This window comes from Pseudarcicella hirudinis, from assembly GCF_900115665.1.
Lineage (GTDB): Bacteria > Bacteroidota > Bacteroidia > Cytophagales > Spirosomataceae > Pseudarcicella > Pseudarcicella hirudinis.
Window position 1 is genome coordinate 54,192 of record NZ_FOXH01000014.1, and the last position, 13,538, is coordinate 67,729.

A 13,538-nucleotide genomic window follows, 5' to 3' on the forward strand; every position below is an offset into this window, starting at 1 on the left:
GTTTGAAACCCCAGATCAGACAAATTATAGCGGGTATAGCAATAATATCCCAAGGCATAATTTTAAGGTTTAATTTCGCCGTGAGGCGTATGAATGAATTGTTTACGGGCTTTCCCAATATTCAGCATGGCCTTAAGCATGGCAAATAAAGCTCCGGGAATCTGGAGAAATGCAAACAACAACTGCTTATTATACCACTTTGAAGGAATTCCCATTAAAAGAGATAGCATCAGCGCTGCCAACAAACATGAACTAAAAAACAAAAACTCTCTGGCAAAAATCAAGGTAAAAACAAACCATACCCCAAATACTGCAACAAGCATTACTCTGGGGAGAAGATAAGTCTGGAATACCTTGTTAAAAAAGGCTACATTCCCCTTAAAAAGCTGAATCCAGCCTTCGATAAAATATTTTTCAAAAAATTCTACCTGAGTTGCAAGCCATCGGCTTCTCTGCTTACTGAAAACGTCCTGTTTTGCAACTTTTTCATCAAAAACGTATTTCCCGTCCAGAAAAGCAATAGACTTTCTCAATCTTACAATCCTGAATTCCAATTCTTTATCTTCGCCTGAAGTATCTCCGATATCCTGTAACAGTGAGGTAAACAAATCCCATTTAAAAGCCATTCCGCTTCCGATTAAAGCAGAAGGAAGATTGACTGCCACATGGCCACGTCTGAAGATATGGTTGTTAATTTCTTCCGTGCAGGCATCCAGCAAAGCGAAATGGGTTTCACTGTTTTTGGCCGTTCTATGTCCCTGCACTACGTCAAATCCTTGTTCAAAAGCATCATTTACGGCATTCAGAAAACCCTGGGACATATGGTTATCTGCATCTAAAATCAATACGATATCTACAGGTTCACCGGCTGTTGCTTCAATGGCTTTCTGAAGTGCTTTTCCTTTGGTACTTTTTTCAAAGCTTACTTCTACTACTTTAATGGGTAAAGTTTTTAGTTCATTCAGAGTTGTTTCGCTAAACGAGTCAGCAATAATTACTATTTCAAAAAGATCACGGGGATAATTTTGCCTGATGGCATCTTTTGCTGTATCAATAATTACAGAATCTTCTTTATATCCCGGGATAAAAACACGTATTTTCCTTAAGTGCGTGGCACCCGGAAAATTATTTTTCTTACCAATCTTACCTGCTGTTGAAAAAAAAAGTAAATACAATATCTGAATAGTAAGATAGGCAAGTAGTAAATACTCAATAATAACGATGGTTTTATGTATCATGGCGGTTAAGTTTTAATCTACTTTAACTTCGTTAATCAGTCCTGAAGAGTGGCTATCAGGCTCTTTGTGATGTGCCTGACTGAAATTCCAGAATAAGGCTCTCCAAATTGATTTTACATGTCCCCATTCTTTTTTTAAAGCATGCTTTAAACTATGAACCGGAGTTGAAACGAATACAAAAAACATGCCTGCAATTATCCATTTAAAACCATTATAGTTTCTTCGTATATATAAGAGTCTGTTTCTGAACAAATAATACGTTTTAAAAGGAGAATTTTTCCCGGTTGAAATAGATTCTTTGTGATAGATTTCTGCTGTACCAACATAATGTATCTCGTATCCCGCTTTCTTAAAACGGGCCGTCCAATCTAATTCTTCATAATATAAAAAGAACATTTCACTCATTTCTCCCACTTCTTTAATAAGTTTCATGGGAATCATCATGGCCGCACCATTAGGCAGGTCAGTCACACGGGTATCGTCAAACTTTCCGTCATCTTTCATCAGGTATCCGATATCATAACTCCTGCTTGTCAGCGGATGCAAACCGATTGCGCCAGCATACTGAATAGTATCCGGCTGATAAAAATACTTAATCTTAGGACATGCTATTCCACATTCGGGATGAGCAACAAGATAATCTACCAGAATCGTAATCAGATCAGGAGTAACCTCTGTATCATTATTAACAAAAAAAACGTATTCTCCCTTCGCATAATGAAGTCCTATGTTATTTCCTCCTGCAAAACCAAGGTTCTCAGGACTACTGACATGCGTAATAAACGGAAAGTCTTTTTTTAAAACTGCAGATGAATGTTTTGGTGAAGCATTATCCACCACAATTACTTCCCAGTTTGGATAGGTAATCACTGAAAGAGAACGCAGCATGTCGGCAGTAACTTCCGGAGTATCGAAATTAACTGTTATAATAGATACTAAAGGTTCATTCATATCTCAATGGTTTTGGGTTGTGGCTTGTCCCATCTCGGACTTAACCAGATTAACCCCCAGCTAATATATACAATGGCTGAAGTAGGCATTGCATTCAATACCTCATTTCCATAACTACATAATAATACTCCTGTTGCTCCTCCACATAAAGCCGCCAGCTGATTCCGGAGAACAGGATCTCTTGTATTCCATATAATCCCTGCGGATTTTCCGGTAATGTAAAGCATAATCCCTAACCACAGGATAAAACCAACGATTCCGTACATCGCCCAGATTTTAACATACAAACTATCAGGAGGAATCCGGGAAATATATTTGTCAGCATTATAAGTAACTCCCCACATCCCGATTGTTCCTACTCCGGTTCCAAAAGGACGGGATGCCAGGTAATCTTTCAGTATTTTCTGGTTAATCAGCCTTACCTGGAAAGAGGCATCTTCCGGATCAAGGGAGGTTCTCATACGGTTAATCTGCTGGTTCCCGCTGCCAATATTGGTATATTTCAGCATGCCCAGAAAAGCCAGACCCAATACCCCTCCTAAAATCAGAATTTTCACTTGTTTACTCAGTACCAGAAAAGTCGCCCCGCCTCCTACAAATGCAAATAATGCTCCTCTTGTACCGGAAATCAGCATACCATAAAAAATGATTACTCCTGCAAAAGCATACCACAATTTTTTTGAAAAAGAATGCGCTCCTGAGGCCAGAATCAAACACATAATAGAAACATGTGCCTGAGATGATCCGAACTGGGCAGCATCAGAATAATAAGAAAATACCCTTAGTTTCCCGAATAAAACGTGAGTCTTCTTCGCTCCTGCTTCGAGCCATCGGTTTTCAGCAGCATCAGGCCCAATCATTAGCTGCTTTGCCCCATATATTGCACCAATCAGCGACAAAATAATGATAATATTGAAAAACAGATCAATATCAGACTTTTTATTGAAGACCAGAAATACCAAAGGAACTGACAAAATCCAGTACAAGGTAGCCGATCTCATTTCATAAACCCAACCCAGAATACTGGGCCTTTCAGGATTGGCAATTTCTAACACCGTTATGACAAACCAGACAAAAGTCAGCCACATCAGGTCGTTATTCAGATGCCTGAACTTATACACTCTGGTTCTTTGAAAAATAATCCCTAACCAGGTCAGTATAAGCAGGGCATCCTGTCCCAAACCTGCCTGCAAACCGTCTATGTGTTTACCCAGGGTTGGCATGATAAAGCAATAAATCAGGAAAAAAATCAGCCCGATACGCGGCTTTAAAAAGATTAATACAAAAAAGCCTGCTAAAAAGGGAAAAACTGATAAAAGCACTCCAACAGACATTCCTTTTCCGGAAACCAGCCATCCCAGAAAGATGCTGATTAATATCCCGGGTATCAACCATATATCTTTTAACCTGTCTCTGTTAGTCGTATATAGCGGATCATTATTCATGAACTCATTCTGTTGTTATTTGTTTTTCTGAGCAATAACTTTTCTGGCAAATGAAAAAGAATATTCTGATACTTCTTTCCAAACACTGAATCGTGGTAAGCAATTTGTCCTTTCAAGCATGGTAAAACCAAGTATTGCTCCTGTAAGAACATTTAGGACCGAAGCAAATGCCACCCATTCCAGCCGGTGTGTAAAATAAATCGCAGCAAGATCCGCAAGAATATTGACAATCGCCATAATAAATACTTTCCTGAAATTCAGTGCTGGTTTCTGTAGTGCATCCAGACTGATTCCGGTCATTCTATCAGAAGGCAATAACAGACCATACAATATAAATACCATAAATATCGGCGTAGTATCTGCATATTGTTTTCCTCCGATAATCAGGACGAGATAGGGCGCTACGAAAAGAGTGAGGATTAATCCCGGAATATAAAGCATATAGGCCCAGGAAATGTATTGGACAAAGGTATTTTTAAAACCAAGCAGGTCTCCTTCATTATTCTTAGCGGCCAGTTGCGGAAAGGCCGTCGTACTAAGGCTTCGTAAAGGTATTTCGAAAAATTCAGTCAGTTTTAATGGAATCGCATATTTTGCTACGGCCGCCGGCCCCATAAAACTACTGATCAGAAAGGTATCTGCACTTTTCAGAATATTCGTAGTCGCCAATGTTGCCAATGTATATTTGATCAGCTTAAATAAGGCCTTGATTTCTTCAATCGTTTTATAGCGGACAGATAAAGGATTGGTTTTTCTCAGCACGAGAATAATCAGCATCAGGCATAAGGTAAACAACAGATGCACTGTAGCAAAGTCTTTTAAGTCTCCTCCTCTGAAATAAGAATATATGGCGATAATCAGGGCATTTGCACTTTGTGAAACCCTGAGCAATAACAAAAAAACAAGATCCTGCTTCGCAACGCCCTCCGCTTCCGCAATATGCAAGGGTAAGGTAACCAGACCCAGCACAGCATACCAGCCACAAAAAACCTGAATGCCGGGTTGTTTTGCAAAAACCCCTGTAAAAAACAAGGTTATTAATATCAAAGACACTGCAATGGCAAACAAACCTCCCAGCCAGTAAGCACTGCCGATAATTCTCAGCTGATGCTCTTTGTTATCAGTTGACACCCGCATCACCAGAGCCGACTGGAGACCTCCTGATTTAACCATCTCAAAAAGTACTACCGCCGTTAAGTAAACAATATATTCTCCTAACACGACCGGAGTAGTTGCTCTTACCAGTAACATGAAAGAACCTACACCAATAATAGCCGGGAGCAGCTGACTGGCAAATGCCAAAGCCTGAATCGTAATTTGATTTCTAGTTTGTGTCACAACTCAAAAGATAATAGCTGAATGTTGGTTAAGAGAAAATATTGCGTCTGAATATCCGTTTACGAAATAACAGTATATTCCAAATGTTCTGCTAAAGTCTGGACGGCTGCTTCTCATGATATATCCAGGCACTTTTATTCAGCTTAGCTGAAATAGCCAATGCTTCCTGCGTAGCTTTGGCATCTGATTCAAAAACAGCCGCCGCTACTTTTATTAACTTTTCTCCTGATTTCGGGGAAATAATCTTCGCCTCTGAAAAACCCTGTGTATTAAGTTCATCTAAAAGTACCTGCGCATTTTCCTGTTTCCCGAAACTTCCGACAATGACAAAAAACACTTTTTCAGGAAGTGTTTCTGACGCTGAAGCTACATCAAAAGGTTTCTCTTCTGAAGGAGGCTGTTTCTGTATAGTATTTTCAGTATTCTTTTCAGATGTTGTAAACTCGTTATCTGTAAATTTCGGCTGCACTGATTTTACAGGACTAATAACGGCTACAGAATCCTGTTTATCCAGACTTTTAATAACATTTGCCCAATTCACTTTAGTATAGGCAAAGAAACCAATGGCAGATAATGCCAGACCTCCCAGAATTAAGCTGAAAGTTCTTGATCTTTTTGAAACACCCAGGTTAACTCTTATTTTGTTATCGATCAAATTCTTTTTAGGAGGCTGGGTACGTACTTTTATGGCCTTTCTGTTTCCAAACTCAAAATTGAACAGCTTTTTGAGAAATGCTCTGATTTTATCTCTTTTCTTAGGAACTTCTCCGATATATTCTTCTGCAAAATGCGGATCTACCCCATTTAGAATAAACATCGGCTCCTGTCCTGTTGTCTTTGAGAAAATCTCAAGAATTTCCTTATCTATTTTATTCCAGATTCTATTCGCCCGACATAGCAAAAAGGTATAATTAACCGCCGGAAAAAAGTCTGGTTTAATCACGATATCATCTAAGGAAGGAAATTCTACCAACGTAAAATCAACATCGTCAGTTACAGGTCTGATTCCCCTTCTGCTATCGTACATTTGTGTATTAACACGATAGTTCAGATCTGTCAGTTCCTTGGTTAAAAGATATCCGATTGTAGATTTACCTTCTCTTTTCTGAATACTGATGAGACCAATGGTCACAGGTTTCCCATGACTGGTTATTCTGGATAAAAACTGCTGTATCAGCCTTCTGTTTGCTTTTTCGAGAAACTCTTCATTACCTTCCAGTAAAGGATATAAACCCAGCATAGGAATACCGATAATCTTTTTGGCTCTGGAAGGTTCCAGCAAGGTTTTATTAATCAGGGCTTTGGTTAAAATAAGAGCCAGGACCAGGATAAACCCACCAATAAAACCGAGGGCTATCAATAATTTTCTTTTGGAAGGAATCGCTTTTACCGGAAGAAAAGGCGGATCCACAACATTCAGTTTTGATGTTAATTCCGTATTCTGCTGAGTCAGTTTCGCTAAATTCAGGCCATGCAATAATTCGAGATATTCCTGCTCAGAAACGCTGATCTGGCGCTCAATCTTTTTGAGCATTGCTCCCAATGGTGCAAAACGCCTGTATTCCTCCTCAAATTCCTTTTTCCGCTGATCCATTACTGCCAGACGTGCTTTACTCTGTTCAAAAGCAAGCGTTGTTTTAAGCCACTCATCCAATACGTTTTTGGTAGGGATTCCATTTGGCGTATTCGATTCTACGTACAGGTTATCAAGAGAACTTTGCAGTTTTTTCTCCAGTTTTGTGGCAGAACTTTTAAGGCTGTCAATCTGACTTTTATTTGTACTTCCTTTATTAACAATTTCTCCCAGGGCAATTTTGTTATAAACATCTGTAAGTTTCTCTCTTTCAGCCAGTATTTCATTCCCGATAACAGATTGATATGCCCTGTTTTTTATATTCTCATTTACTTTGGCTAAAGACTTACTGGAAGCCATTTTATCCATTTCAAGGTTATGATTCATGGCATACAAATCTTCCCGTTCTCCCGCTACAGCCTTTGTTTGTTCGTAGTAGTTAATGATTTCATTATTTCTGTTGAAATCGAGGAATATCTTTTCTGATGAATCCAGTCTTGAAAAAGCTCTTTTTGTTTCTGCTGCGAAATAATTTACTACAGAACCAGTCTGCCCCTCCTTCAGCATTTTATGCTTCAGCATGAAAGACTCTTCCAGTAATTCAAGTGTTCGTTTACAGATATACGGATCGTTGGCTTCGTAAGTAATTTTTATTAAATCACTATTGCTCAGACGTGAAGACTGTATTTTTTTAAGGGCATCCAATGAATAGTAATGATTATCAGAATTTATTAACTGATAAATTACATTTTCATCATCCTTTTTCAGAAGATTATTTATCGCTAAACGAGTCTCAGCGATAGTTGGTTTTACAAGGTTTTTTCTGGCTTCATCGGGGATTAATTTACTTAGTTCATCGTAAGCAGACCAGGTTAGTATTTCAGGGTCATGTTTTTTCAGAGAAAGGTGCTCAGCAAGCAATGCGATCAATACATCCTGTTTCGTTTCCCGGGAATCGATAATTGATAATAAGTTATCAAAAGCATTACTCGTAGCAAAATAATCAGCCTTTGTACTACCGTTCAAGTCATATCCTGAAGCTATACCAGTGTAAATAATTGACTCGGAAGCAAATACTTTCTGCTCGTGTCGGGTAAAATAAAATATACTGCACGCCAAAACCAAAGGGATTCCTATCAACCACTTCAGGTTTTTAATCATTAATCTTATAAAATATACAAAACTCATTTACCCTTCTTTAAGAATGTTGACAAATTAGTTCCAATATAAAGCTCCAGCTGCATGAAACTGGTTTGTAGTCTGTTGAAATAAGTCTCGTGGTCGATCTTGGCTTTCGTATAAACATCCAGTACTTTTGAGAGTTGTTCCACAGAACCCTGCCCTCTTAAAAACTCTTTCTCTGACATAATATAATTTAACTGCGCAGCCTGTTTTGCTCCTGTACTCAGCATTAATAAGCTATGAGCCAGCTTCAATTCCTGATAGAGTCTGATAACTTCCTGTTTTACAAAAAGTACACCGCTCTCCTGTTCTGCCTGAGCCATTTTTACCTGAGCAGCTCCGGCTCTTATCAGGTGCTTTCTATTAATAATCTGAGTCAACGGAAGTTGTAAGCCCACCCCAAGGTTGTAAAATCCCGTCTGAGCAGAGGTAAAGCTATTTACCGGTCCACCTGTACTTGCCGGGTTATTGATGGCTGAATAATTTGTTCCGTACTGATACCCTGAAATAAGTGAAAGACTGTTAAAAATAATATTTTTTGAAATCGCCATATTGGAAGAGGCCAGTTCCACACCGCCGTTAAGACGCTTCATTTCCGGAGCATTTTTAACCGCAGCATTAATCAGAGCAGGCAGAAGTTCGTCCGTAGCAAGAGCCCTGGCCAATAAGGTCGAATCCACAGCCACTGACTGAGCCTTTATTTCCGTATTAATATAATTTAAGCATAAGAAAAAAAATAACCCGATTATATATTTTTTTTTCCAAAACATGATTCAATACTTTATAACTTTCTAAAACCTGAACGTTTTTATACATCCCAAAAATCAAACGATAATAACTTATTTTACTACGCTTATCAGTTTTTCTTTCAATCAAATGTACTTAAAATTTCTTAATTATTCAATCACACATAAACTATGCCAAAAGCAAAAAACAATGCTTAAAAGAGAGAATAAAATATCAGTCTATTCCCTGTTTCAGGTAAATACAAACCATTTCAGCAGCCCGGAACAGAGCTTGTCACCTGTTTCAAATTATATCATTAATTGTCAGACAACAATTAATGGTTATTATCTGTCAGCAAACAGGTTCAGCAATATTGAGGATATTAGTTATTTTAAACCCTGACTATCTTTCGGTTAGTACTATTTAAAGATCGTCCAAAACCGTTCAACTCAGCCTGGTCAGTTAATATAACTTGAAATCAAGGTGTTTTGTTTTAAAGTATTCGAGGAAGGGTTGGGCCAAAAAGGTATGTATTTCATCAGTGTGCTGCATTTTAAGAAGTTTAAAATACACAAAGCCCCGGAAAAATACAAGACCATTGCATCCCCGGGGCTTCTGTTAAACTGATAAGACTTAATTATCAAACAGTTGCTAATATAAAAAAAACGTTATTTCTGAAATTTCCCTCAGCCTGTTTTAAGTTTTGCTCTTAACTCCTGCACTTCACGCTCCAATTGGGCAACGTATTCATTTCTTTGTGCAAAAGCCTCATTTATCTCATCTGCGGTATATCTCGGTGTGATGTGCTGAGGACAATTCCAATCAAAAGCCCTGACTTCGAAAATCATCATTCTCTCAGACTGGTGTTTATAATCTGAGGGATCCAGGTTCAGAAATAACCCGGGATCTTCATTTATTTCAACAATTCGCAAATCTGCATAAATTTTCATTCTGGCCCTTCGCGGATAATCCATCAGGATCAGAGAAACATGTGGGTTTTCAGAGACATTACCAACTGAGATATATTGTTTATTCCCACGGAAATCCACAATTCCGATTGTTTTATCATTTAATACTCTGATAAATCCCTTTGGCCCTCCCCGATGCTGTATATAAGGATATCCATTTTCTCCGATCGTCGCCAGGTAAAAACTATCACGGTTTTCAATAAAATCTTTTTCAAAATCTCCCAATCCTTCCGTATATTGATTTTTCTCCATATGTGCATACCCCTCCCGGCTTCCTTTCTTTTCCTGGAGCACTTTTATGGCATCTGTAAAGGCAAATCCGGCATAATTCATTTTCTTGAAATTTTACAATTATCGGCCTATCTGATCATATTCATCCTCTCTTCATCATTCTTCACCTCTTGCAAATCCTACCGTTTCCCGGTAATGCTGCGGGGAAACTTCTGCATTTATTTTAAAAAAACGGCTAAAATAATATTCGTCATTAAACCCTAATTCATAACCAATTGTCTTGACTGTCTTGGATGTCATGTACAATTCTCTTTTTGCTTCAATCACAATCCGCTCTGCAATCAGTGTCGTTAAAGTTTTATTAAAGTGCGTTTTGCTGATTTTTGCCAGGGTTTTAAGAGAAATGTTCAGTAAATTGGCATAATCACTGGCAGTATGCCAAACCTTGAAATGTTGTTCTATTGCTTCCTGAAGATTTTTGAGAACAACGGGCTCTTTGACTGCCGTTCCTTTTATTTCTTTAGGTTTCTGTTCCATTCTTAAACGCGAAGCAATTATCAGGTATATTTTCAGGTAACAAATCAGGATTTCATATTGAGCAGGTTCTGACTTTTCAATTTCTGTCTGCATCTTTTCAAAAACGCTCCACAGATTACCTGCATCCCCGGATGCCATTTCAATAATCGGAGTTTTGTAAATGTTATTGAACAGGATTCCATTAAATTCTATTTCCTTGTGATGTCTGTAAAGGCAGAAAAAATCAGGTTGAAAATTCACTGCAAAACCTTTGATACGTTCATTACTTTCAATGAGAAACGGCTGATAAGGCGCAAAACACATCATTACATTTTCCTTAAATTCGTAAGTTGAAAAATCCGCTTTAAGTTTTCCGCTTCCTTCTGTAACAACTATGACAGAATAATGACTCAGCCGCTGAAGTTCCCCGAACGCTGTGCCTTCATCAAACAAAAATAACTTAAGTGCCATGTCTCCGTTCTGGGCACTTTGTAATGTAAATGCTTTTTGATCGGTCATTCTAAAATCCCCTGTAAATCACATTAAAACCTGGTTTTCATGAAAAGAAACTCATCTTTTTCTTTCATCTGAAATTTAGTAAAAAACGCCCGCATTCTGTCTGATTTTTCATCATTTTACTCTTCTCTCGCTTTCAGAAATTTCAGCATCATTGATACTGGCAAATCTTCTTCTCATGTAACCATTTTCATCAAATTCCCACATTTCATTCCCATAACTGCGATACCACCGATTGGCATGATCTCTCCATTCATATTCAAATCTTACAGCTATGTGATTTTCGCTATAACTCCAGAGTTCTTTCTTCAGTTTATAATCCAGCTCTTTTTCCCATTTGCGCGTCAGAAAAGCAACAACGGCCTCCCTTCCATTTACAAAATCCGTTCTGTTTCTCCACTCGGTATCAACAGTATAAGCCAGACTTACTTTTTCCGGGTTTCTGGTATTCCAGGCATCTTCCGCAGCCTGGACTTTCTGTAAAGCGGTTTCACGTGTGAAAGGTGGTAAAGGCATTCTTTGCTCCATTTTGTTTTTATGTTATGTTAAGAAATATTGACAGGACAAATTTGGCAGGACTTCTTTTCTCTTAAAATGGAGTATTGGAGCAATAGAATAGATAATTTTCTCTTTTCTGTTTCAGAAAGCAAGGGCATAAAAAAGCCCGGAAATTCCGGGCCAAACAAAGTATTTCAAAAGAGCGTTTTCTAAAAATCTTCATCCAATGAGAATGACATTGATTCTTTCTCAGACATTACGCCTGACTTCTGGTATTCAGCGACACGTTTTTCAAAGAAGTTTGTTTTTCCCTGAAGTGAGATCATTTCCATAAAATCAAATGGATTGATAGCATTAAATTGTTTCTCACAACCTAAAGAAACCAATAAACGATCCGCTACAAATTCAATGTATTGACACATCAGTTCAGCATTCATTCCGATCAAAGAAACCGGCAAAGCATCTGTAACAAATTCTTTTTCAATTTTTACCGCATCCAGGATAATTTCATAAACTCTTTCCTTTGAAAGCTGATTTTTTATATGATCTGTATAAAGCAGGCAGGCAAAATCACAATGTAATCCCTCATCTCTCGAGATCAGTTCATTTGAGAAAGAAAGACCCGGCATCAATCCACGCTTTTTCAACCAGAAAATTGAACAGAAACTACCTGAAAAGAAAATTCCCTCTACTGCCGCAAAGGCAATCAGACGCTCAGCAAAGCTGTCACTTTCAATCCATCTCAACGCCCATTCTGCTTTTTTCTGAACACATGGAATCGTGTCAATAGCACGAAGCATTTTATCTTTTTCTACCGGATTTTTGATATAAGTATCAATCAGCAAAGAATAGGTTTCTGAGTGGATATTTTCCATCATTACCTGAAATCCGTAGAAACATTTTGCTTCCGCATATTGCACTTCCGATAAGAAGTTTTGTGCTAAATTTTCATTTACGATGCCATCTGATGCCGCAAAAAAGGCTAATACATGGGAAATGAAATGCTTTTCCCCCTCGTTCAATTTTGCCCAATCTGCCAAATCCTGTGATAAATCTATTTCTTCGGCAGTCCAGAAAGAAGCCTCAGCTTTCTTATAAAATTGCCAGATATCATTGTGCTTGATAGGAAATAACACGAAACGATTTGGGTCTTCGAGCAACAATGGTTCATTCAATACAGTCTGTGACATATTTGGGAGTTATTTTTTTTGTTTAACTAAAAGTTTGTCAGATTAAGGTACCAGCGGTTAGTTATTTAAGGGACAAAATAGCGTTAAACTCAATTTTTTCATTAAAAATGTTTAACAAAATTAAGGCATTCCAAAGGAATTTTAATCGAAAAATATACCGAATTAATCAGATTTTTTGTAACTATCTAATTATCAGAAACTCGTTGGGGATATTAAGTCTTGATGATGTTTTGAAACAAAAAATGTATTTTTAAAGATACAAGATGTTCTAAACTTTTGTTCTAAATTTTGGTTTAAATTTTGTAAAAATTACATGAGCAAAGAATGTACCTTTTAATAATTCACTGATTCACAAAATATTACAAGAAACAATACTCAAGACAAAAACCGAATAATTATGAAAAATGATTTTGAAGGAAAAGTAGCACTGGTTACTGGTTCAGCCTCCGGACTTGGAAGAGCTACAGCTCTGCTTTTTGCAGAGAAAGGAGCAAAAGTGGTCGTTTCTGATGTTGCAGAGGAAGGAGGGCTGGAAACAGTCAGGCTCATCACCTCTTCCGGCGGACATGCTTCTTTTATTTCATGCGATGTTTCGAATGAACATGAGGTAATTCAACTCATTTCTCATACACTTGAAACTTATGGACAGCTCGACTTTGGGGTAAACAATGCCGGAATCGGCGGATTGATGACTCCCACTCATTTATATCCCTCCGCCGAATTTGAGAAGGTCATGTCAATTAATACCAACGGGGTTTTTCTGTGCATGCGTGAAGAATTGCAGGTAATGCTGGAACAGGGGTTCGGATCTATTGTGAATGTTTCCTCTGTGGCTGGCCTGGCCGGATTTCCAAATAACCTCGCTTATTCAGCCAGTAAACATGCGGTAATAGGCATGACTAAGACTGCCGGACTGGAATATGCCAGAAAAGGAATCAGGGTAAATGCCGTTTGCCCGGTCTTCACCATTACACCAATGGTCACTGAAATGTTTGAGATAATCGGAGATCAGAAAGATAAATTGCAGGCTTCCATTCCGATGAAACGCTTCGGGCAACCTGAGGAAATAGCAGAAACGATTGTCTGGCTTTGTTCAGATGCGGCATCATTTGTTACGGCACATGCTATGCCGATTGACGGCGGATTTATGGCGGGATAGCGCTGAG

Annotated in this window: 11 protein-coding genes; 1 reads left to right on the plus strand and 10 read right to left on the minus strand. The window is 38.3% G+C overall.

Features of this window, described 5'->3' with window-relative positions; all coding sequences use genetic code 11:
- Positions 1-62: 62 nt before the first annotated feature.
- From BM179_RS19770 to BM179_RS19820, 10 genes are all read right to left on the minus strand, one after another.
- Positions 63-1,238, minus strand: coding sequence for a glycosyltransferase family 2 protein (locus BM179_RS19770; protein WP_092018906.1), 1,176 nt, complete (start codon positions 1,236-1,238; stop codon positions 63-65).
- 12 nt (positions 1,239-1,250) lie between these two features.
- Positions 1,251-2,189 (minus strand): glycosyltransferase family 2 protein, encoded by a 939-nt coding sequence (locus BM179_RS19775; RefSeq protein ID WP_092018907.1) that lies wholly within the window; start codon positions 2,187-2,189, stop codon positions 1,251-1,253.
- Positions 2,186-3,634: an O-antigen ligase family protein gene (locus BM179_RS19780; protein WP_092018908.1), complete on the minus strand. Its 1,449-nt coding sequence runs from the start codon at positions 3,632-3,634 to the stop codon at positions 2,186-2,188. Before BM179_RS19780 ends, BM179_RS19775 begins: the two co-directional genes overlap by 4 nt.
- 15 nt (positions 3,635-3,649) lie before the next feature.
- On the minus strand, positions 3,650-4,972 hold the full coding sequence (locus BM179_RS19785) for a lipopolysaccharide biosynthesis protein (RefSeq protein ID WP_092018909.1): 1,323 nt from the start codon (positions 4,970-4,972) through the stop codon (positions 3,650-3,652).
- 91 nt (positions 4,973-5,063) lie between these two features.
- Entirely contained in the window at positions 5,064-7,733 is a 2,670-nt protein-coding gene (locus tag BM179_RS19790) for an SPOR domain-containing protein (protein WP_092018910.1), read from the minus strand.
- Positions 7,730-8,413, minus strand: coding sequence for a TolC family protein (locus tag BM179_RS19795; RefSeq protein ID WP_177219462.1), 684 nt, complete (start codon positions 8,411-8,413; stop codon positions 7,730-7,732). Before BM179_RS19795 ends, BM179_RS19790 begins: the two co-directional genes overlap by 4 nt.
- 726 nt (positions 8,414-9,139) lie before the next feature.
- Positions 9,140-9,754: a pyridoxamine 5'-phosphate oxidase family protein gene (locus BM179_RS19805; RefSeq protein WP_092018913.1), complete on the minus strand. Its 615-nt coding sequence runs from the start codon at positions 9,752-9,754 to the stop codon at positions 9,140-9,142.
- 54 nt (positions 9,755-9,808) lie between these two features.
- Positions 9,809-10,687 (minus strand): helix-turn-helix domain-containing protein, encoded by an 879-nt coding sequence (locus BM179_RS19810; protein WP_092018914.1) that lies wholly within the window; start codon positions 10,685-10,687, stop codon positions 9,809-9,811.
- Between the two features lie 111 nt (positions 10,688-10,798).
- The gene (locus BM179_RS19815; protein ID WP_092018915.1) at positions 10,799-11,212 is read right to left on the minus strand and encodes a nuclear transport factor 2 family protein; all 414 of its coding nucleotides are present in this window, start codon (positions 11,210-11,212) and stop codon (positions 10,799-10,801) included.
- Between the two features lie 179 nt (positions 11,213-11,391).
- Complete coding sequence (locus tag BM179_RS19820; RefSeq protein WP_092018916.1) at positions 11,392-12,372, minus strand: ribonucleoside-diphosphate reductase small subunit; 981 nt, start codon at positions 12,370-12,372, stop codon at positions 11,392-11,394.
- A gap of 397 nt (positions 12,373-12,769) precedes the next feature.
- Between BM179_RS19820 and BM179_RS19825 the strand changes: the two genes are divergently transcribed.
- Positions 12,770-13,531 (plus strand): glucose 1-dehydrogenase, encoded by a 762-nt coding sequence (locus tag BM179_RS19825; protein WP_092018917.1) that lies wholly within the window; start codon positions 12,770-12,772, stop codon positions 13,529-13,531.
- Positions 13,532-13,538: the final 7 nt, after the last annotated feature.

Excerpts from the sequence above, each read along its gene's own strand:
- BM179_RS19780 (WP_092018908.1), bottom strand. The coding sequence starts at position 3,634 with ATGAATAATGATCCGCTATATACGACTAACAGAGACAGGTTAAAAGAT.
- BM179_RS19810 (WP_092018914.1), bottom strand. The coding sequence starts at position 10,687 with ATGACCGATCAAAAAGCATTTACATTACAAAGTGCCCAGAACGGAGAC.
- BM179_RS19820 (WP_092018916.1), bottom strand. The coding sequence starts at position 12,372 with ATGTCACAGACTGTATTGAATGAACCATTGTTGCTCGAAGACCCAAAT.
- BM179_RS19815 (WP_092018915.1), bottom strand. The coding sequence starts at position 11,212 with ATGGAGCAAAGAATGCCTTTACCACCTTTCACACGTGAAACCGCTTTA.
- BM179_RS19825 (WP_092018917.1), top strand. The coding sequence starts at position 12,770 with ATGAAAAATGATTTTGAAGGAAAAGTAGCACTGGTTACTGGTTCAGCC.
- BM179_RS19775 (WP_092018907.1), bottom strand. The coding sequence starts at position 2,189 with ATGAATGAACCTTTAGTATCTATTATAACAGTTAATTTCGATACTCCG.
- BM179_RS19790 (WP_092018910.1), bottom strand. The coding sequence starts at position 7,733 with ATGAGTTTTGTATATTTTATAAGATTAATGATTAAAAACCTGAAGTGG.
- BM179_RS19805 (WP_092018913.1), bottom strand. The coding sequence starts at position 9,754 with ATGAATTATGCCGGATTTGCCTTTACAGATGCCATAAAAGTGCTCCAG.
- BM179_RS19770 (WP_092018906.1), bottom strand. The coding sequence starts at position 1,238 with ATGATACATAAAACCATCGTTATTATTGAGTATTTACTACTTGCCTAT.